Genomic DNA, 19931 nt, shown 5'->3' on the forward strand with positions numbered 1-19931 from the left:
GTCTGTACTGGTCAGAGTCAGAATCGAGTCTGTAGTCCCGCCCACCCCTTCAAGTCTAAACATACAAGCGGGCTTGCTCGCGAAGGCGTCGTGTCAGCCGGCATCATCGCTGACTGACACACTGCCTTCGCGAGCAAGCTCGCTCCCACAGGGATTGGGGGTTGAAGGGGCTCAGGGTTATTCGGTGCGGCCCGGCAACATCCGCACCAGCGTGTTATCCCGCACCCAGTAGTGGTGAAACAGCCCCGCCGCCGCGTGCAGGCCGATCAACCAGTAGCCGGCGCTGCCCAGCGTTTCATGCCAGTACTTGAGCTGTTTGGCGAAGTCCGGGTCGATGGCGACTGGTGCCGGGACGTGGAAGCCGAAGTACGGGAACGGTTTGTCGGCAGCAGCGAGCATCAGCCAGGCGAGGATCGGCGTGGCGATCATCAGCACGTACAGCGCCAGGTGCATCAGGTGCGAGATGCCGGTCTGCCAGGCTGGGGGCTTGGGAGTGATCGGCGGGCGTGGGCTCAAGCGGCCGAGGAGACGCACCCACACCAGCACGAAAATGCTCGCGCCGAACAGGCCATGGAAGCCCATCAGCAGGCCGCGCGCTTCGCTGCCCTTGGGCATGAAGCCTTTGATTTCGACACAGGCATAGACGCCGACGAACAGCGCCAGCATCAGCCAGTGCAACGTAATTGACAGTTTTCCATAACGGGTTACGGCGGTGTCGCGGGTCATAAGTAGCGCCTCGTGATTGTCGTGAGTGACGGTCGATTCGTTCGACAGTCTCGATCCGGTTGCAGGGCGAACCGACGGTGCCACCCTGCCCTTGCAGTCTTAAGACAATCTGAAGATTGCCCGTTGATTAACCTTTTTTCACCTTCAGACTTCGTTAAGAAACGCCTCCGATACTGCGCTCAAATCATTGAGGGAGGCGTTCTGCCCATGCCCGATTTCGACTGGAACATTCCCCTTCCCCTGCGCTTCGGTCAAGCCGAAACGCCGCAGATGACGTTGACCGGCGCCTTGCCCGACGACGCGCTGCGAGAGACTTTCGAAGCTTTCATCCAGCAGCGTTTTCGCAAAGCCCACGGCGCCGACATTCGGCACTTTATGCCCGAGCTGTTCGGCATGCACAACGGCGACGGTGAGCTGTGTGCGGTGGCTGGTGTACGTCGTGCACATCAAGAGCCGCTGTTTCTCGAGCGCTATCTGGATGAACCGATCGAACCGTTGATCAGCGCTGCAGCGGATCGTCCGGTGGATCGCACCGGCATCGTCGAAGTCGGCAACCTCGCCGCCAGCGACACCGGCAGCGCACGCATGAGCATCATCGCCATCACCTATCTGCTGGCCATGGGCGGCCTGGAATGGGTGACGTTCACCGGCAACATCGGGCTGGTCAACAGCTTCCATCGGCTCGGTCTGAAGCCAGTGACATTATGCGCCGCCGACCCGGATCGCCTGGGTGACGAGCGTCAACACTGGGGCAGTTATTACGAAAGCAAGCCGTGGGTGCACGTCGGCAACATCCGCGCCGGCTTCATCCATTTGCGCAATATCGGCCTGTTCACTCGATTGGGACTGCCGACCTCGATTGAAGGAGCCTGCCATGTCGCTTGAACTGCAACGCTTCCAGGAAACCCTGCGCGACCACGCCCGGCGCAATGACAACAGCACCGCGCTGTGGGGCGATACGCTGAAACTCGATTACGCCACTGTTTACGCCGAGGTGCTGTATCGCCAGGAGCGCCTGCGCGATGAACAGGCGCAGGTGATCGCCTTGGCACTGGATAACGGCGTCGATGCGATGCTGTGGGATCTGGCCGTGCTGTTCGAGGGCTTGACCTGCGTGACGCTGCCGGCGTTTTTCAGCTCCGCGCAACGTGCCCATTGCCTGGAACAGAGCCAGGCCGAACGGGTGATTGCCGAACCGGAGCTGGACGCCGAGCTGCTCGCCGCCGGTTACGAGAAGCACGGTGAGTTCTGGTGCCGCACGTTCGATGGCCCAAGTCGCCTGCCAGCCGGCACCGCCAAACTGACCTTCACCTCCGGCACCACCGGCACACCGAAAGGCGTGTGCCTGAGCGCCAACAGTTTGCTGCGTGTGGCGCGTGAGCTGGATCAAGCGAGCAAATCCACCGATCCGCAGCATCATCTGGCGTTGCTGCCACTGGCGATTCTGCTGGAAAACCTCGGCTGCTACGCCGCGCTGTACGCCGGTGCGACGCTGAGTCTGCCGAGCCAGAAAACCTTGGGCATACAGGGCGCCAGCGGCGTCGATGTACCGCACCTGCTGGGTTATCTGGCCGGACGTGCGCCGGAGAGTCTGATTCTGGTGCCGCAACTGTTGCTGATGTTGGTCAGCGCTGCCGAACAGAAAGCCTTCGATCCACAAAAACTGCGTTTCGCCGCCGTCGGTGGTGCGCGGGTCTCGGAGGACTTGCTGCACCGAGCGCAGCGTGTCGGCCTGCCGGTTTTCGAAGGTTATGGCTTGTCCGAATGCGCCTCGGTGGTGTGCCTCAATCGCCCCGGCGCACGGCGTCCGGGCAGCGTCGGCCAGCCGCTGCCGCACGTTGAAGTGCGCCTGGCCGAAGACGGCGAAGTACTGATCAAGGGCTCGGCGCTGCTCGGTTATCTGGGGGACGCGCCATACGCTGATGAATGGTGGCCGAGCGGCGATCTGGGCGAGTTCGACCCCGAAGGTTTCCTCTACCTCAAGGGCCGCAAGAAGCACCAGTTCGTCACCAGTTTCGGGCGCAACGTCAACCCGGAATGGGTCGAGTCGGAACTGACCCAGCGCCGCCATATCGCCCAGGCTTTCGTCTACGGCGAGGCCCTGCCGCACAACCACGCCTTGCTCTGGCCGCACCGTGCCGATTGCAGCGACGCGGAGCTGGCGGCAGCGGTCGCCGAAGCCAACGAAGCCTTGCCCGATTACGCCCAGGTGCACCGCTGGACGCGCCTGCCGCAACCGTTCACCGCCACCAATGGTTTGCTCACCGCCAATGGTCGCCCGCGCCGCGAGGCGATTGTCGCGCTGTACCACGCCCAATTGACTGAATCCGCTGTTTCCGAGGAGTCCGCATCATGAGTTTTTTCGACACCCTGCAAGAAGCCACGCAGCAGGAACGCCACGAGCTGTTCAACCTGCCGATCATCCTCGATGCCCTGCAAGGCAAGGTCAGCCTGGAAAGCTATCGGGCATTTCTGGCTCAGGCGTATTACCACGTGCGCCACACCGTGCCGTTGATGATGGCCTGCGGCGCGCGCCTGCCGACACGGCTGGAGTGGCTGCGCAAGGCCGTCTGCGAATACATCGAAGACGAATACGGCCATGAACAGTGGGTGCTCAACGACATCGCCGCGTGTGGCGGTGATCGCAACGCGGTGCGCGACGGGCAGCCATCGCTGCCGATCGAATTGATGGTCAGCTTCCTCTACGACCTGATCGCCCGAGGCAATCCGGTGGGCCTGTTCGGCATGGTCAACGTGCTTGAAGGCACCAGCATCGCCCTGGCCACCCATGCGGCGGGGAGCATTCGCGAGCGTCTGGCGCTGCCGGACACCGCGTTCAGCTACCTCAGCTCGCACGGTTCTCTGGACATCGAGCACATGCAAACCTATCGCCACTTGATGAATCAGCTGGAAGATCCAGAGGATCAGGCAGCGGTGATCCACGCCTCGAAAGTCGTCTATCGCCTGTACTCCGACATGTTCCGTGGCCTGCCGCGTGACGCGGAGGCTCAACATGCAGCTGCGTGATGCGCGGGTGGTGTTGACTGGCGCCAGTGGCGGCATCGGCATGGCCATCACCGAGGCCTTGTGCGCCGCCGGCGCCCAGGTGCTGGCGGTGGCCCGGCATGAGCAGGCGCTGGCGCCGTTGCTTGAGCGCTACCCGAATTCGCTGTGCTGGGTCGCCGCCGACCTGACCTTCCTCAGCGACCGGCGCAAAGTGCTGGCCGCCGCCGAAGCCATTGGCGGCATCAACCTGCTGATCAACGCGGCCGGGGTCAATCATTTCGCCATGCTTGAGCAGCTGGATGACAGCGACATCAACGCAATGCTCGCGGTGAACATCAGCGCACCGATGTGCCTGACCAAACTGCTGCTGCCACTGCTCAAACAGGCCGACAGCGCGATGGTGGTCAACGTCGGTTCCACTTACGGCTCGATCGGCTACCCCGGTTACGCCAGTTATTGCGCGACCAAGTTCGCCCTGCGCGGATTCTCCGAAGCGCTGCGCCGCGAACTGGCCGACACCCGGGTCAACGTGCTGTATGTCGCGCCCCGGGCCACGCGCACGTCGATGAACAGTGCAGCGGCGCAAGCCTTGAACGATGCGCTCAAGGCCAACGTCGATGACCCGCAAACCGTCGCCTCGGCGGTGATCCACGCGATCGCCGGCGACCGCCGCGACCTGTATCTGGGCTGGCCGGAGCGCTTCTTCGTACGCCTGAACAATCTGCTGCCACATCTGGTGGATCGAGGCCTGCGCAAGCAGTTGCCGCTGATTCGCCGCCTCAGTGAGAAACCTGACAACGAGCCGCCAAAATCATGAAAAGACTTTCCGCATGCCTGTTGCTCGCCGCCCTCAGCCAAAGCGTCTGGGCGCTGGAACCTGCCGATCAGCAACGCCTCAACGGCATCCAGCAGAGCTGGGCGCACATCCAATATGAAGTGGCAGAAAAACAGCGCGCCGCCGCGTTCGAGCAGTTGTCGTCCGAAGCCACTGCCTTTACCACCCAGCGTCCGGCAGTGGCCGAAGCGTGGATCTGGAAAGGCATCGTCACCAGCAGTTGGGCCGGCGCTCAGGGCGGACTCGGTGCATTGGGCAAGGCCAAGGACGCCAAGGCCGATCTGGAAAAAGCCCTGACACTCGACCCCAAAGCCTTGCAAGGCTCGGCCTACACCAGCCTCGCCGCGCTGTATGATCGCGTCCCGGGCTGGCCGATCGGTTTCGGCGACAGCGACAAGGCCGAGCAACTGCTCAAGCAAGCGCTGCAACTGAATCCGGAGGGCATCGACAGTCTGTACTTCTGGGGCGATCACCTCTACCGTCAGAAGCGCTACGCTGAAGCCAGGGTCGCGCTGCTCAAGGCCCAGCAGGCCGCCCCGCGCCCGGGCCGGGAAACCGCTGACACCGGGCGCCGCAAAGAGATCGCCGCCCTGCTGGTGGACGTGAACAAGAAACTCGACTGACAGGAGTCCGCGTGCGTTTATTACTGATTGAGGATGACGTAGCCCTCGGTGAAGGCATTCATCAGGCGTTGGGGCGCGAGGGCTACACCGTCGATTGGTTAAAGGATGGCAGCAGCGCGTTGCATGCGCTGCTCAGTGAAACCTTTGACGTTGCCGTACTCGATCTGGGCCTGCCGCGCATGGACGGCCTCGAAGTGCTGCGCCGTCTGCGCGACAGCGGTTCGAACCTGCCGGTGCTGATCCTCACCGCGCGCGATGCCACCGAAGACCGCATCGCCGGGCTGGACGCCGGCGCCGACGACTATCTGGTCAAACCCTTCGACCTCAATGAGTTCAAGGCACGCCTGCGCGCCTTGTTGCGTCGCAGTGCCGGGCGCGCCCAGGCGCTGATCGAACACGCCGGGATCAGCCTCAACCCCGGCACCCAGCAGGTCAGCTATCAGGGTCAACCTGTCGCGCTGACGCCCAAGGAGTATCAGTTGCTGCATGAATTGCTCTCGCCGCCGGGCCGGGTGATGACCCGCGACCAACTGATCCAGTTGCTTTACGGCTGGAACGAAGAAGCCGAGAGCAACACCCTGGAAGTGCACATCCATCACCTGCGCAAAAAATTCTCCACCGACCTGATCCGCACCATTCGCGGTGTGGGTTATCTGGTGGAGGAGCGTCGATGACCTCGATTCGTCGCCGTACGCTGACGCTGATCATCGGGCTGTTGCTCGCCGGTCTTGCGGTGCTCAGCGTGTTCAACCTGCACGACAGCAACCACGAAATCGCCGAAGTCTACGACGCGCAACTGGCGCAAAACGCTCGTCTGCTACAAGGCGTGATGCGTATGCCGATGGCGAGCAAGGATCACTCGCAGTTGTATCAGGCGTTCAATCAGGCGCTCGGCGAAGCCAAGCCACGCGTCGACGGCCATCCTTACGAAAGCAAGATCGCCTTCCAGGTGTGGAACCCGAAAAACGAGGTGCTGGTGCACACCGCCAGTGCCCCGTCGTTCACCGCCCCGCCGACGAAGCCGGGCTTCAGCGATGTGGTCGACTTGAACAACCGTCACTGGCGCGCCTTCATGCTCGAAGACCCGCAGAACGGTCTGCGCATCTGGGTCGGCGAACGCGATGATGTGCGCGCCGATCTGGTTGATCGCATCGTGCGCCACACGCTGTGGCCGAACGTGCTCGGCAGCCTGATACTCGCGGCGATGGTCTGGCTGGCGATCGGCTGGGGACTCAGGCCCTTGGCGAACATGGCGCAAACCTTGCGCGCCCGACACAGCGGCTCGCTGGAGCCGCTGCAACTGACGCCGCTGCCCAGCGAACTGGAACCGATGCAGGCAGCGCTCAACCGCATGCTCGCGCAGATTCAAGAAGTGCTTGGCCGCGAACGGCGCTTTATCGCCGACGCCGCCCACGAGATGCGCACGCCACTGGCGGTGCTGCGGGTGCATGCGCAAAACCTGCTGGAGGCCGGTACCGAACAGGAGCGCCGCGAGTCGTTGCAGTTTCTGATTTCCGGCGTCGACCGCACCAGCCGTCTGGTCAACCAGTTGCTGACCATGGCCCGCCTCGAACCGAAATCCAACCCGCCGCCGTTGCAGCGCATCGATCTCAACGAAACCGTGCGCAACAGCCTCGTGCAACTGACGCCGTGGCTGTTGAGCAAACACCTGGAACTGGCCTTCGAGGACGGCGAACAACCGTTCCACGTCATGGCCAGTACCGCTGCGATCGACATTGCCCTGGGCAACCTGATCACCAACGCCGCCAACTTCTCGCCGGAGCACGGCGTGATCACGGTCAAACTGAGCCAGGCCGAGGGCTGGTGCCTGCTGAGCGTGGAGGATCAGGGCCCGGGGATAGACGAAGCGGATCGGGCGCGTCTGTTCGAACGCTTTTACAGCCGCGGCAACACGCAAGGTGCGGGCTTGGGGCTGACCATCGTCAACACCATCGCATTGCGTCTGGGCGGACGGATTACCTTGGTCAACCGGCCTGAGGGCGGCTTGCGCGCCACCTTGTCGATGCCTCTTGGCTCAGTTGTGCAGCAACGCAGCAGTGGATGACACCACCAGCAACACCGCCAAAATCCGGTTCAGCCACTGCAACTGCGCCGGATTGCTCAGCCAGCGCGCCGCCCCACGCCCCAACAACGCCCAGACGCCAAGGCACGGCAACGACACCAGAAAGAACGCCAGACACAGCGCATTCAACCCCTGCCCCTGCGCGGTAAACACGCTGATCACGGCAATCGCCATGAACCACGATTTGGGGTTCACCCACTGCAAGAAGGCTGCGCCGATCAAACCCAGTTCAGACTTGGTTTCCCCCGCTTCCGGGTCGATGGCGGTAACGGGGGCGTTGAAGATCTGCCACGCCAGCCACAGCATCCAGCCCATCCCCAGCGCACTGATCACCGGGCGCACACCGGGCAGCATCAGCGTACTGGCGCCAGCGCCGGCCACCCACACCAACGAAGCGGCGCCCGCCCCCGCACCGAGAATGATCGGCAGGCACGGCCGCCAGCCGCGTCGGGCGCTGGTGCTGAGCACGATGAGGTTGGTCGGCCCCGGGGTGATCGAGGCAACGAAGGCAAAGAGGATGAACGCAAGCATGGCACGGCCCTGTAGAAAGTCAGGGCCCACTGTGATGGTTGAGCAAGGTGACGGTCTTGAACGTTTGTTCAGCGTCGAAAGGTACCAATGGCGCGTTGCTGATAGGCGCCCGGCGTGATGCCGTAGGCACGCACGAACCAGCGGCCGAGATGGCTCTGGTCGGCGAATCCGAGGCGACCGGCGACTTCCACTGGCTGCATGCCGGCGGCAAGCATCTGCCGGCCACGGCTCAGACGCAGCTGGATCAGCCATGCGTGCGGTGCGAGTCCATAGGCTGCCTTGAACGCGCGGGTCAGGCGAAAGCGGTCGGTGCCGCAGACATCGGCCAGGGTTTGCAGGCTGATGTCCTGTTCGTGATAGGCCATCAGGTAGTCACGGGCCTGACGGGCGATCAACGGTGCGCGGTTGGCAGCGGTCGGTTGTGGTCGGCGATACAAGTGAATCGCCAATCGTTCAAGCAAGGCATCCAGCGCCACGTCGCGCACCATGCGTACGTCCTGCTGATGCAGCGCATTGAACGCAAACAAGGTGGCCCGGGCCAGTTCGGGATCATCGTTGAGCACACTGCCGATCCCCGGCAAGCCGCTGCCATAACTGCCCAGATGCAAACCGTCCAGCGCCTGCTCCAGCCATGCCGGTTGCAGATAGAGCATGCGATAGGTGAAGCCGTCCGGGCTCGGCGCATCGCCGTCATGGATGTCGCCGGGTTCCAGCATGAACACCTTGCCCGGCGTGCTGTCATGCCGCGCCCGACGGCTGTTGAAGCGCTGCACGCCTTGCTCGGTGAAGCCGATCAGGTAGGTTTCATGCCAGTGCGGATCGTAGGCGTGCGCGTGCCCGGCGAAATGCGCGTGCAGGGTTTCGATGCCGGTTTCCCGGTCGTGGGCAAGGTCGATCCAGTTGCTCATGGCGTGCGTACAGTGGTGGGCTGGGGCCAGTAATCCACAATTGGCGGGTTGAGGCTAGAAGGTTTGTGCATTTCAGATCGAGCGCTGATTGACCCGCGCCATCAGTTGCTCGGCACTTTCCTTGCGCTCGGAATAGCGATCCACCAGAAAATCCTGGCGCTCGCGCAGCAGCACGGTGAACTTCACCAGCTCTTCCATCACATCAACCACGCGGTCATAAAACGCTGACGGTTTCATCCGCCCCGCCTCGTCGAACTCCGTGAACGCCTTGGGCACCGAAGACTGATTGGGGATGGTGAACATGCGCATCCAGCGCCCCAGCACCCGCAGTTGATTGACCACGTTGAACGACTGCGAACCGCCGCAGACCTGCATCACCGCGAGGGTTTTGCCCTGGGTCGGACGCACCGCGCCGAGCTCAAGGGGAATCCAGTCGATCTGTGCCTTGAACACCGCCGACATCGCGCCGTGGCGTTCCGGCGAACACCAGACCTGACCTTCCGACCAGAGCACCAGCTCGCGCAGTTCCTGGACTTTGGGATGATCGACCGGGGCGTCGTCCGGCAACGGCAAACCGGACGGATTGAAGATGCGCGTCTCGGCACCGAAGTGCTCCAGCAAGCGTGCGGCCTCCTCCACCAGCAGACGGCTGAAGGAGCGTTCGCGGGTCGAGCCGTAGAGCAGCAGGATGCGCGGTTTGTGTTCGTGCGAAGGTGATGTGATCCGGCCTTCGAACAGGCTGTGATCAAGATTGGGCAGGTGCTCTGACATACGTCCTCCGGCTCAGAGGGAGCCGATGCGATCCAGTTCGCGCTGAAGCTCAACGCGGCTGAGTGATTTGAAAGGAAGACCGAGGAAGGTTGCGCAGCGGCGCTCGATGATCGCCAGCGTGGCACGGAACGCGGCATCCACTGCGGCCTCGTCACCGCTCACATCAGAGGGATCTTCCAGCCCCCAATGACATTTGATCGCCGGGCCGAAGTACACCGGGCAGGTTTCGCCCGCTGCCTTGTCGCAGACAGTGATGACGATGTCCGGCGGGTTGCCTTCAAAGGCGTCGTTGCCTTTGCTGTACAAACCGTCGATAGCGATACCGGCCTGTTGCAGCGTCGTCAGGCTGCGTGGCAACACCTGGCCCTTGGGGAAACTGCCGGCACTCACCGCCTCGAAACCCTCGCGTGCCAGATGATTGAACATGGCTTCGGAAAGGATGCTGCGGCAACTGTTGGCCGTGCACATGAACAGGACACGCATGGATAGCTCCGGGGATATTAGAAGTTCAGCAGCACGCGGTTTCGCGGGCAGGACGGCCGTCCATGTTGTGCAGGCGACAGGCATTGTCCTTGAGCCAATCGGCGTTGGCCGTGGCCGTGACCTTGAGGATCTGGTGAACCCAATCCGGCAGATCCGGGTTGAGCCGGTAATAGACCCACTGACCCTGACGGCGATCGAGCAACAACCCATTGCTGCGCAGTTGCGCGAGGTGGCGGCTGATTTTCGGCTGGCTGTCATCGAGGGCGCACATCAGCTCGCAGACACACAGCTCACCCTGCTCGGCAATCAGCAAGGTGGCGCGGGCACGGGTTTCATCGGCCAGGCTTTTGAACAGTTCGGTGGGGGTGAGCATGGGGGGTGGGCTCGAACATATGGAAAACCGAATATACGGATATCCATATATTATTCAACCCCAGATGCGATCCCTTGTAGGAGTGAGCCTGCTCGCGATAGCGGCATGACTGTGAAGCAGAAGTCGCCTGATACACCGCTATCGCGAGCAGGCTCACTCCTACAAGGGAATTGTGTGGGCAGGATCAGCCGCGCAACAGGCCTTGCTCCGCCTCGCAAAGACCGACTACATAATCCCAGACCACCCGCAACCTTACTGACTTGTGCAGCTCGCGCCGGGTACTGATCCAGTAACTGCGCTCGATGCTGTCATCCGGCAGCAACCGCAGAACCCTGTGGGAGCGAGCTTGCTCGCGAAGGCGTAGTGTCAGTCGATATCTACTTCACAGACATACCGCCTTCGCGAGCAAGCCCGCTCCCACAAGGGGATTTGTGTGAGGCTGGACTAGCCGCGCAACAGCTCCTGCTCCGCCTCGCAAAGGCCGACGACATAATCCCAGACCACCCGCAACCTTACTGACTTGTGCAGCTCGCGCCGGGTACTGATCCAGTAACTGCGCTCGATGCTGTCATCCGGCAGCAACCGCAGAACCCTGTGGGAGCGAGCTTGCTCGCGAAGGCGTAGTGTCAGTCGATATCTACTTCACAGACATACCGCCTTCGCGAGCAAGCCCGCTCCCACAAGGGGATTTGTGTGAGGCTGGACTAGCCGCGCAACAGCTCCTGCTCCGCCTCGCAAAGGCCGACGACATAATCCCAGACCACCCGCAACCTTACTGACTTGTGCAGCTCGCGCCGGGTACTGATCCAGTAACTGCGCTCGATGCTGTCATCCGGCAATAACGCCACCAGATCCGGATCCGACGCGGCCATGTAGCAAGGCAACACCGCAATGCCCAATCCCGAGCGCGCCGCTTCCTGCTGGGCGATCACGCTGGTGCTATGGAACACCACGCGCGGACTGCGGCAGAAGCTGTTGAGGAACATCAGTTCCTGACTGAACAGCAAATCATCGACATAACCGATCCACGCATGCCGCGCGAGGTCTTCGCGGCTGCGCAACGGCGGTGCGTTGTCGAGGTAGCGTTGGCTGGCGTAGAGCGCCAACCGATAGTCGGTGAGTTTGCGCGTGACCAGCATGTCCGCTGCCGGGCGCTCCAGATGAATGCTGATTTCCGCCTCGCGGTTGAGGATGCTGACGAAGCGCGGCACGGCGACCAGTTCCACTTCCAGCCCCGGATAACGTTCGAACAGGCCGATCATCCGGCTGGCGAGAAACTTGATGCCCAGCCCTTCGGTGACGCCGACACGGATCTTGCCCAGCGGTGCGGTGGACTGGGTGATTTCTTCCTGGGCCAGCAGCGCGACGTTCTCCATGGCTTCGGCGTGCTTGAGCAGCGCCTCGCCTGCCGGGGTCATTTCATAGCCTTGGGCGTGCTGGACAAACAGCGCGGTGCCGAGGCTTTTTTCGATCGCCTCGATGTGCCGGGCCACGGTGGCGTGAGTGGTGTTCAAGCGCCGGGCAGCGGTGAGCAGGCGGCCGCTGCGTTGCAACTCCAGAAAGAACCGCAGGTCGTTCCAGTCGAACATGGGGTGTCCTTGTCAGCTATGGTCAATCCGGGCTGTTTGAAAACGCACAGCGGCTGCGCAAAAACTAACATTCTTTTAACGAAAGCTAACAACTAGAGTGTCCGACAATAAAAACAAAAAGCGAGGTCAGGGAATGCAGACTTCCCTTGAAGAATACGACTACATCGTGGTCGGCGCCGGCCCTGCCGGGTGCTTGCTGGCCAATCGACTGTCGGCGGATAAACAGCAGCGGGTGTTGCTGCTCGAAGCCGGCGGACGCGACAACTACGCATGGATTCACATCCCCGTGGGTTACCTGTTCTGCATCGGCAACCCGCGCACCGACTGGTGCTTCAAGACCGAAGCGCAACCCGGCCTGCAAGGTCGCAGCTTGAGCTACCCACGCGGCAAAGTGCTCGGCGGCTGCTCCTCGATCAACGGCATGATCTACATGCGCGGCCAGGCTGGCGACTATGACGGCTGGGCCGCCGAGGGCAATCCGGGCTGGGCATGGAACGACGTGCTGCCGCTGTTCAAGCAGAGCGAAAACCACTTTGCCGGCGCCGCTGAATTTCACGGTGCCAAGGGTGAATGGCGGGTCGAGCAACAGCGGCTGTCATGGCCGATTCTCGACGCGTTTCGCAGCGCAGCCGAGCAGACCGGCATCGCCAGCATCGACGACTTCAATCAGGGCGACAACGAGGGTTGCGGCTACTTTCAGGTCAACCAGAAGGCCGGGGTGCGCTGGAACGCGGCCAAGGCCTTTCTCAAACCTGTTCGCGAGCGGACCAATCTGACGGTGCTGACCGGGGTTGAAGTGGATCGGGTGCTGCTGGAAAACGGCCGTGCTTCAAAAGTCAGCGCGCGTCACGAAGGCCAGGTGAAAAGCTTCAAGGCGCGCAAGGAAATCGTCCTCTGCGCTGGCGCCGTGGGTTCGCCGAGCATTCTGCAACGCTCCGGGATCGGCCCGCGTCCGTTACTGGAACGCCTCGGCATCGGGGTGATTCATGAGCTGCCGGGGGTCGGCGGCAATCTGCAGGATCACCTGCAACTGCGCCTGATCTACAAACTGCAGAACGCTCGAACCCTGAATCAGATCGCCGGCAGCGTCTGGGGCAAGATGGGCATGGGCCTGCGTTATCTGTATGACCGCAGCGGGCCGCTGTCGATGGCGCCGAGTCAGCTCGGAGCGTTTGCCCGATCCGGGCCGGAGCAGACTTCCGCCAACCTTGAGTATCACGTGCAGCCGCTGTCGCTGGAGCGTTTTGGCGAGCCGCTGCACAGCTTTCCGGCGTTCACCGCGTCGGTGTGTGATCTGCGTCCGCAGAGCCGTGGCCGCATCGACATCCGTTCGGCAGACCCGCAGGAAGCACCGCTGATTCAACCGAACTACCTCAGCCATCCTGTAGACCTGCGCGTGGCCGCCGACGCGATCCGCCTGACCCGACGCATCGTCAGCGCCCCGGCCCTGCAAGCGTTCAAACCGGTGGAATATCTGCCCGGCGACAGCCTGCAAAGCGAGGAGCAATTGCACGAAGCGGCGGCGCGCATCGGTACGACGATTTTCCATCCGGTCGGCACCTGTCGCATGGGCAGTGACGCTGACGCGGTGGTCGACGCGCAATTGCGCGTGCATGGCGTGCCCGGCCTGCGCATCGCCGACGCCTCGATCATGCCGCGCATCACCTCAGGCAACACCTGTTCGCCTACGCTGATGATTGCCGAGAAGGCGGCACAGTTGATCCTTTCAGGACCTGTTCACACCCCCAATGTGGGAGCGGGCTTGCTCGCGAAAGCGGAGTGTCATTCACCCATGATTTGACTGACACAGCCCCTTCGGGAGCAAGCCCCCTCCCACAGGAATCAACAGCAGATTCAAGGCATCACGCAGTACCCGGACACGCAACACCAGTGGAACAACAAAAACAATCACTGTGAGGGATACCGACATGTCAGAACACGCTCAGCCGCTGGACGCCGCGAGCGGCGCCAGCACCAGCAATGCCACGCAGAAAGTCATCTTCGCCTCGTCTCTGGGGACGGTGTTCGAGTGGTATGACTTTTTTCTCTACGGCGCCCTCGCGGCGGTGATCAGCAAGCAGTTTTTCGCCGGGGTCAACGACACCACCGCGTTCATCTTCGCGCTGATGGCCTTCGCCGCCGGGTTTATCGTGCGGCCGTTCGGGGCGCTGGTGTTCGGTCGGTTGGGGGACATGATCGGACGCAAATACACCTTCCTCGCCACGATCATCCTGATGGGTATCGCCACGTTCTGCGTCGGCCTGTTGCCGACCTACGCCAGCATCGGCATTGCCGCGCCGATCATTCTGGTGGTGCTGCGCATGCTTCAGGGCCTGGCGCTGGGCGGCGAATACGGCGGCGCTGCGACCTATGTGGCGGAACACGCGCCAATCGGCAAACGCGGTTTCCACACCAGCTGGATTCAGTCCACCGCGACCCTCGGCCTGCTGCTGTCGTTGCTGGTGGTGCTCGGTTGCCGCTACTTCACTGGCGATCAGTTTGAAGTCTGGGGCTGGCGCATTCCGTTCCTGCTGTCGATCGTGCTGCTGGGCATTTCCACCTGGATCCGCCTGAGCCTGCACGAATCGCCGGCGTACCTGAAAATGAAAGAAGAAGGCAAAGCCTCGAAAGCGCCGATCCGCGAATCCTTCGGCAAATGGGAGAACCTCAAGGTTGTGCTGATCGCGCTGTTCAGCATCAACGCCGGGCAAGCGGTGACCTTTTACGCTGCGCAGTTCTACGTGCTGTTCTTCCTCACCCAGTTCCTGAAAATGGACCCGGCGGTGGCCAACAGCCTGCTGATCATCAGTGTGGTGATCGGTGCGCCGTTCTTCATCATTTTCGGCTGGCTGTCGGACAAGGTTGGACGCAAACCAGTGCTGATGCTCGGGCTGCTGCTGGCCACTGCGCTGTACTTCCCGATCTTCAAATCCCTGGCGCATTACGCCAACCCGGCTATCGATCAGGCCAGCCGTCAGGCGCCGATCACCGTACTGGCCGATCCGGCCACCTGCACCTTCCAGTTCGACCCGGTGGGCAAGGCCAAATTCGACAGCCCGTGCGACAAGGTCAAGACCTTCCTGGTCAAGCAGGGCCTGCCCTACTCCAGCGTCGCCGCCCCGGCGGGCAGCGGCGTGCAGGTGAGCGTCGGCGACGTGAAAATCGACGGCTACGACGAATCGGCCCTGCGCGGCGCGGTGACCCTCGCCGGCTACCCGCAACAGGCCGACCTGCAACAGATCAACAAACCGATGATCGTGGCGCTGATCGTCGCACTGATCATCATCTCGGCCATGTGCTACGGCCCGCTCGCGGCGCTGATGGTCGAACTGTTCCCGACCCGCATCCGCTACACCTCGATGTCCCTGCCGTATCACATCGGCAACGGCTGGTTCGGCGGTTTCCTGCCAACGGTGTCGTTCGCGCTGGTGGTGTACACCGGGGATATTTTCTATGGGCTGTGGTACCCGGTGCTGATTACCGGGGTCAGCCTGGTGGTGGGGATGATTTGTCTGCGGGAGACGAAGAATATCGATCTCGATAAGAACTGAATCTGAAACATGATCCTTTGGTAAAAAAACCTGTGGCGAGGGGATTTATCCCCGATGGGGTGCGTAGCGCCCCCCGTGAAAAAGGGGACTACTACGTAGTCCATCGGGGATGAATCCCCTCGCCACAATTAAATCTCTTCCTCCAGTAACTAAGCGTCAGCCTTGATCACCTCAAACTTCACCTGATCCGGATAAAACGCCACATAGTTCTTGATCGCATCGACCGAGATCTTCGGTTTCTCGTACGTCCACACCGCATTCGCCCCCTCATGCCCCGGCACTTGCAGGCTGAAGTAATTGGCATCGCCCTTGTACGGGCAGTAACTGGTGTGGTCGGTGCGGGCGAAGTATTTCTCGTCGATGTCCTCGCGGGGCACGTAGTACACCGGCGGGTAGTTGGCCTCATGGAGCACCAGCACATGCGAGGACGCCGCGACCTGGATGCCGTGGAACTTCACCAGCAGGCAACCGGGGAGTTCTTCGAGGGTGATGACGGGATTGAGGCCGGTGGTGCTCATTGGGGTTTCTCCAGGGACAAATGAACTGTGGCGAGGGAGCTTGCTCCCGCTGGGCTGCATAGCAGACCCAAATCCGGAAATCGCGCTGCATCAGGTATAACGCGATTTCAGGTTTTGCGACGGCTTCGCCGCCGAGCGGGAGCAAGCTCCCTCGCCACAAGCGTCAGGTTGGCCCTGTCATTTCACATCAAACCACGATATCAGTCGCCACCGCCTGCCCCACCACACCCACGGCAAAGTCAACCTGCCCCTGCCCGGTCAGATCGACCAGCAGCCCGGTCTGACCGTTCTGCGCGTAGTAAGTCAGGATCGCATCGCCCGCGTGGCCGGTGAAACTGCTGACGAAGTTCAGTGACGCCGCCCCCGTGGCAAACGCGGCGATGCCCGAGAGGTCGATCTTGTCCACGCCGCTCTTGAAATCCATGATCCAGTCCGGCTGGTTGTTGGTCGAGTCGCTGGCCGCGCCGAACACGAAGGTGTCTGCGCCCTCGCCGCCCCACAGCACATCCGCGCCGCCACCGCCGTAAAGGATGTCGTTGCCAGCTCCGCCGAACAGATGGTTGACGGCCGAGTTGCCGATCAGCAGGTCATTGCCCGAACCGCCAACCGCATTTTCCACGGTTACGCCATAGGCAATCGACACGTTGCCGACCAGACCGCCAACGTCGGAGAACGAACCCTCATTGAGGTTGATCTTCTGGTTCTGGGTGAAGCCGGAGAAATCCAGCCAGTCGTCACCGCCACCGTCCCATACCGAAAACACCACTTTCGAAGAGGCCGAAGTCGCGGTGTAGTAATCGCGTCCGGTATTGGAGTTGAAGCCATACCAGGTGTTATCGGCACGAGTTTCATAGTTGGCACCGTAGAGTTTCTGCACCGCCACAATATCGTCGAGCAACGGCGCGGAGGCGTAGGCGCCGCTGCCGTCCTTGCTGAAGTTCTGGTCGGTGTTGGCTTCGCTCCAGTAGCTCATCAGGCTGTAGCCACGGGTGTCTTCGGCGTACTTGGCGTCGTTGTAGGTCGGACTGCCGTTGCCGGCGTTGTAGGCGCCCGGGTGCGACAGGCCAAGGGTGTGGCCGATTTCGTGGGTCAGGGTCTGACGCCCGTAGTTGTTGGTGTCCGGAGTCTTGTTGACCTGATATTGATTGTTGATCAGGTACCACGACTGACCGTCATAGCTGCCGCCGCTCGGCAGGTAGGCGAACGCTGCGCCGCCGGTGCTGACGTCGTAGTTGCCGAAGGTCATGTGGCCGTCGCCGCCCTTGCCTTCAGTGAACGTGACCTTGGCCACGTCGGCCCAGGATTGCATGGCCAGTATGGCTTGAGCCTTTTGCTGAGCGCTGAACTGGCTGAAGTTGCCGAGGTTCGGGTTGTAGTTTGCCGGTTTCTCGGTAAGGAAGGTGTAGGTCAGCGAGATTTTGCCGTCGCCGTTCTTGTCGTGCCACGATAGGTTTTTGCGCAGGATTTCGTCGGCTGCCTGGTCGGCGGTAAACGACGGTTTGCCGTTCACCAGGCCGACGCCACGGTCGTACAGGTGGCTGAAGGCATTCACTTCGTCATAGGCGCTGCTGGTTTTCGCTTTGGCTTGAGCCATGGTGGGACTTCCTTGTTTCAGAGTTGGCAGTACGCGTCGAGCACGGCGATCCACGGCGAGATCGTCCGCTCACTCGCGTTTCTGAGAAGCCCGGTGAACCTGACACGGGCGTCAACTGCCCTGCCAATCGATTTCTCGATAGTCGCCCGCGCCGTCCCGGTAATACCGGTCATTCCCGGCAACGTTTTTATCTGTATATCCATACAGATAAAAGTTGCCCCAGGCGCGAACTCCGGCCATTCTGTGCACCTCCAGTGAACTGATCGACGACGGTGGTTATGCGGCTGTACCTCTGTGAAAAACCTTCCCAGGCCAAAGACATCGCGGCCGTGCTCGGCGCCAGACGTCGGGGCGACGGCTGCTGGCTGGGAACGGACATCACGGTGACCTGGTGCATCGGCCATCTGCTGGAAACCGCGCCGCCGGATGCCTACGACGCGCGCTACAAGCGCTGGGTGCTGGCGGATCTGCCGATCATTCCCGACAAATGGAAAATGACCGTCAAGCCGCGTACCGCCAGCCAGTACAAGGCGGTCAAGCGCCTGTTGGGCGAGGCCAGCGAACTGATCATCGCCACCGACGCCGACCGTGAGGGCGAAATGATCGCCCGGGAACTGGTCGAGCACTGCCGCTATCGCGGGCCGATCCGTCGCTTGTGGCTGTCGGCGCTGGACGAAGCGTCGATCCGAAAGGCTCTGGCCGCGCTGAAGCCAGGGGCGGAAACCTTCAGCCTGTATCACTCGGCGCTGGGGCGCTCGCGGGCGGACTGGCTGATCGGCATGAACATGAGTCGCCTGTTTACGCTATTGGGCCGGCAGTCCGGCTATCAGGGTGTGCTGCCCGTCGGCCGGGTACAGACGCCGACACTGCGGCTGGTGGTGGATCGCGACCGCAGCATCGCCGATTTCGTGCCGGTGCCGTACTGGGCGATCGATGTGCAACTGCTGCACGACGGCACGCCGTTCACCGCGCAATGGCGTGCGCCCTCCGACGTTTGCGACGATCAGGATCGCTGCCTGAATCAGGCGCTGGCCCAGCAGGCAGCCGCTGCTCTGAACAGCGCCGCCAGTGCGCGGGTGGTCAAACTGCGCACTGAACGCATGCGTGAAGTGGCACCGCTGCCATTCGATCTGGGCACCCTGCAGGAGGTCTGCTCGAAGAAACTCGGTCTCGGCGCCCAGGAAACTCTCGACATCGCCCAGGCCCTTTACGAAACCTACAAGGTCATCACCTACCCGCGCAGCGATTGCGGCTTTCTGCCGCTGAGCCAGCACAGCGAGGCGCCGGGGATACTGGCGGCACTGCGTCAGGCCGACCCGAGCCTTGACGTGTTGAACGGTCACCTCGACCCGCAGCGCCGCTCGCGGGCGTGGAACGACGCCAAGGTCAGCGCCCACCACGGCATCATCCCCACCGCCGCGGCGAAAAATCTCGAACGCCTGAGCGGCAAACACCGGGCGGTCTATACCCTGATTCGTGCGCGTTATCTGGCGCAATTTCTGCCCAACCATGAATACGATCGCACCCAGGCCGACTTCGATTGCGCCGGTGAAGCCTTGCGCGCCGTCGGCAAGCAGATCATCGAACCGGGCTGGAAACGCGCCCTGCCCGAAACCCTCGCCCCGGCCAAGGGTCGTGAAGCGCCAGCCCCGCAAACCCTCCCGGCGCTGAGTCAGGGTATCGATTGCGCCGTGGCCGGCGTGAACCTCAAGGATCTGTGGACCCAGCCGCCGAAGCCCTACACCGAGGGCGACCTGATCAAGGCGATGAAGAACGTCGCCAAACTGGTGGAAGATCCGTTGCTCAAACAGAAACTCAAGGACACCACCGGCATCGGCACCGAAGCGACACGCGCCTCAATCATTCAGGGCCTGCTGGATCGCGGTTATCTGGTGAAGAACGGCAAGGCGCTGGCAGCGACTGCGGCGGCCTTCAGCCTGATCGACGCCGTGCCCCGGGCGATTGCCGATCCCGGCACCACCGCCATCTGGGAACAGGCGCTGGACATGGTGCAGAGTGGCGAAATGAGCCTGGAGGAGTTCGTCACCAAACAGGCGGCGTGGATGAGCAAGCAGGTCAGCCGCTGTTCGGCGCTGAGCCTGACCATCAGCGGCCCGCCACCGGCCGGCAAGGCTGCGGCGCCGTGGAAGAAAAAGCGTAAATCGACCCGAAGCAAAACTGCCAGCGCAGCCAAACGCACAGCGAAGTAATGATCAGTCCTGTGGTGGGGGACTCTGTGGTGAGGGACTCTGTGGTGAGGGGATTTATCCCCGATGGGCTGCGAAGCGGCCCCAGCTTTTACTTAAACAAGAGGACTGCTGCGCAATCCATCGGGGATAA

Annotated in this window: 20 protein-coding genes and 1 pseudogene; 10 read left to right on the forward strand and 11 right to left on the reverse strand. The window is 62.0% G+C overall.

Features of this window, described 5'->3' with window-relative positions; genetic code table 11:
• Nucleotides 1-177: 177 nt before the first annotated feature.
• On the reverse strand, nt 178-726 hold the full coding sequence (locus J1G18_RS20140) for a cytochrome b (RefSeq protein ID WP_098964407.1): 549 nt from the start codon (nt 724-726) through the stop codon (nt 178-180).
• 207 nt (nt 727-933) lie between these two features.
• Between J1G18_RS20140 and J1G18_RS20145 the strand changes: the two genes are divergently transcribed.
• Genes J1G18_RS20145 through J1G18_RS20175 form a run of 7 tightly spaced genes read left to right on the forward strand, consistent with a single transcriptional unit; the run spans nt 934 to nt 7255 of the window.
• Nucleotides 934-1611, forward strand: a complete 678-nt coding sequence (locus J1G18_RS20145) for a thermostable hemolysin (protein WP_098964408.1) — start codon at nt 934-936, stop codon at nt 1609-1611.
• A complete protein-coding gene (locus tag J1G18_RS20150; RefSeq protein ID WP_223008326.1) occupies nt 1601-3082 on the forward strand; it encodes an AMP-binding protein in 1482 nt (493 codons plus the stop codon). Before J1G18_RS20145 ends, J1G18_RS20150 begins: the two co-directional genes overlap by 11 nt.
• The gene (locus J1G18_RS20155) at nt 3079-3753 is read left to right on the forward strand and encodes a TenA family transcriptional regulator (protein WP_135296077.1); all 675 of its coding nucleotides are present in this window, start codon (nt 3079-3081) and stop codon (nt 3751-3753) included. The genes J1G18_RS20150 and J1G18_RS20155 overlap by 4 nt, the downstream gene beginning before the upstream one ends.
• Nucleotides 3740-4549 carry an SDR family oxidoreductase gene (locus J1G18_RS20160; protein ID WP_098964411.1) on the forward strand — a complete coding sequence of 270 codons (810 nt, stop codon included), beginning with the start codon at nt 3740-3742 and terminating at the stop codon, nt 4547-4549. The genes J1G18_RS20155 and J1G18_RS20160 overlap by 14 nt, the downstream gene beginning before the upstream one ends.
• A complete protein-coding gene (locus J1G18_RS20165; protein WP_223008327.1) occupies nt 4546-5190 on the forward strand; it encodes a tetratricopeptide repeat protein in 645 nt (214 codons plus the stop codon). Before J1G18_RS20160 ends, J1G18_RS20165 begins: the two co-directional genes overlap by 4 nt.
• Nucleotides 5191-5201: 11 nt before the next feature.
• Nucleotides 5202-5864 carry a response regulator gene (locus J1G18_RS20170; RefSeq protein ID WP_098964413.1) on the forward strand — a complete coding sequence of 221 codons (663 nt, stop codon included), beginning with the start codon at nt 5202-5204 and terminating at the stop codon, nt 5862-5864.
• Nucleotides 5861-7255, forward strand: a complete 1395-nt coding sequence (locus tag J1G18_RS20175) for an ATP-binding protein (RefSeq protein WP_223008328.1) — start codon at nt 5861-5863, stop codon at nt 7253-7255. The genes J1G18_RS20170 and J1G18_RS20175 overlap by 4 nt, the downstream gene beginning before the upstream one ends.
• Here J1G18_RS20175 and J1G18_RS20180 read toward each other — a convergent pair.
• The 7 genes and pseudogenes from J1G18_RS20180 to J1G18_RS20205 form a co-directional block, all read right to left on the reverse strand.
• Nucleotides 7226-7804 (reverse strand): LysE family translocator, encoded by a 579-nt coding sequence (locus tag J1G18_RS20180; RefSeq protein WP_223008329.1) that lies wholly within the window; start codon nt 7802-7804, stop codon nt 7226-7228. The two genes, J1G18_RS20175 and J1G18_RS20180, sit on opposite strands and share 30 nt — an antisense overlap.
• 68 nt (nt 7805-7872) lie before the next feature.
• A complete protein-coding gene (locus tag J1G18_RS20185) occupies nt 7873-8712 on the reverse strand; it encodes a helix-turn-helix domain-containing protein (RefSeq protein ID WP_223008330.1) in 840 nt (279 codons plus the stop codon).
• A gap of 72 nt (nt 8713-8784) precedes the next feature.
• The gene (gene arsH / locus J1G18_RS20190; protein ID WP_098964416.1) at nt 8785-9483 is read right to left on the reverse strand and encodes an arsenical resistance protein ArsH; all 699 of its coding nucleotides are present in this window, start codon (nt 9481-9483) and stop codon (nt 8785-8787) included.
• A gap of 12 nt (nt 9484-9495) precedes the next feature.
• Nucleotides 9496-9966, reverse strand: a complete 471-nt coding sequence (locus tag J1G18_RS20195; protein ID WP_103368888.1) for an arsenate reductase ArsC — start codon at nt 9964-9966, stop codon at nt 9496-9498.
• 25 nt (nt 9967-9991) lie between these two features.
• Complete coding sequence (locus J1G18_RS20200; protein WP_098964418.1) at nt 9992-10339, reverse strand: metalloregulator ArsR/SmtB family transcription factor; 348 nt, start codon at nt 10337-10339, stop codon at nt 9992-9994.
• 184 nt (nt 10340-10523) lie between these two features.
• Nucleotides 10524-10661, reverse strand: a pseudogene (locus J1G18_RS28090) (LysR family transcriptional regulator); the annotation flags it as partial.
• 382 nt (nt 10662-11043) lie between these two features.
• Nucleotides 11044-11928, reverse strand: a complete 885-nt coding sequence (locus tag J1G18_RS20205; protein ID WP_098964419.1) for a LysR family transcriptional regulator — start codon at nt 11926-11928, stop codon at nt 11044-11046.
• A 133-nt stretch (nt 11929-12061) separates the two neighbouring features.
• Here J1G18_RS20205 and J1G18_RS20210 point away from each other — a divergent pair, with 133 nt between their 5' ends.
• On the forward strand, nt 12062-13729 hold the full coding sequence (locus J1G18_RS20210; RefSeq protein ID WP_223008331.1) for a GMC family oxidoreductase: 1668 nt from the start codon (nt 12062-12064) through the stop codon (nt 13727-13729).
• 127 nt (nt 13730-13856) lie between these two features.
• Nucleotides 13857-15479, forward strand: a complete 1623-nt coding sequence (locus tag J1G18_RS20215) for an MFS transporter (protein ID WP_027611735.1) — start codon at nt 13857-13859, stop codon at nt 15477-15479.
• Nucleotides 15480-15628: 149 nt separating this feature from the next.
• On the opposite strand, the gene J1G18_RS20220 is transcribed toward J1G18_RS20215, so the two are convergent.
• The 3 genes from J1G18_RS20220 to J1G18_RS28100 all read right to left on the reverse strand — a co-directional run bounded on the left by J1G18_RS20220 (nt 15629) and on the right by J1G18_RS28100 (nt 17831).
• Nucleotides 15629-15997 carry a DUF427 domain-containing protein gene (locus tag J1G18_RS20220; RefSeq protein WP_098964421.1) on the reverse strand — a complete coding sequence of 123 codons (369 nt, stop codon included), beginning with the start codon at nt 15995-15997 and terminating at the stop codon, nt 15629-15631.
• A gap of 187 nt (nt 15998-16184) precedes the next feature.
• Nucleotides 16185-17591 (reverse strand): serralysin family metalloprotease, encoded by a 1407-nt coding sequence (locus tag J1G18_RS20225; protein ID WP_223008332.1) that lies wholly within the window; start codon nt 17589-17591, stop codon nt 16185-16187.
• A 111-nt stretch (nt 17592-17702) separates the two neighbouring features.
• Nucleotides 17703-17831, reverse strand: a complete 129-nt coding sequence (locus J1G18_RS28100; RefSeq protein ID WP_262415633.1) for a hypothetical protein — start codon at nt 17829-17831, stop codon at nt 17703-17705.
• A gap of 38 nt (nt 17832-17869) precedes the next feature.
• On the opposite strand from J1G18_RS28100, the gene J1G18_RS20230 reads away from it, so the two are divergent.
• Entirely contained in the window at nt 17870-19801 is a 1932-nt protein-coding gene (locus J1G18_RS20230; protein ID WP_223008333.1) for a DNA topoisomerase III, read from the forward strand.
• Nucleotides 19802-19931: the final 130 nt, after the last annotated feature.

Origin of the sequence: Pseudomonas sp. MIS38 (assembly GCF_019891575.1) — a bacterium.
Classification (GTDB): Bacteria; Pseudomonadota; Gammaproteobacteria; order Pseudomonadales; family Pseudomonadaceae; genus Aquipseudomonas; species Aquipseudomonas putida_A.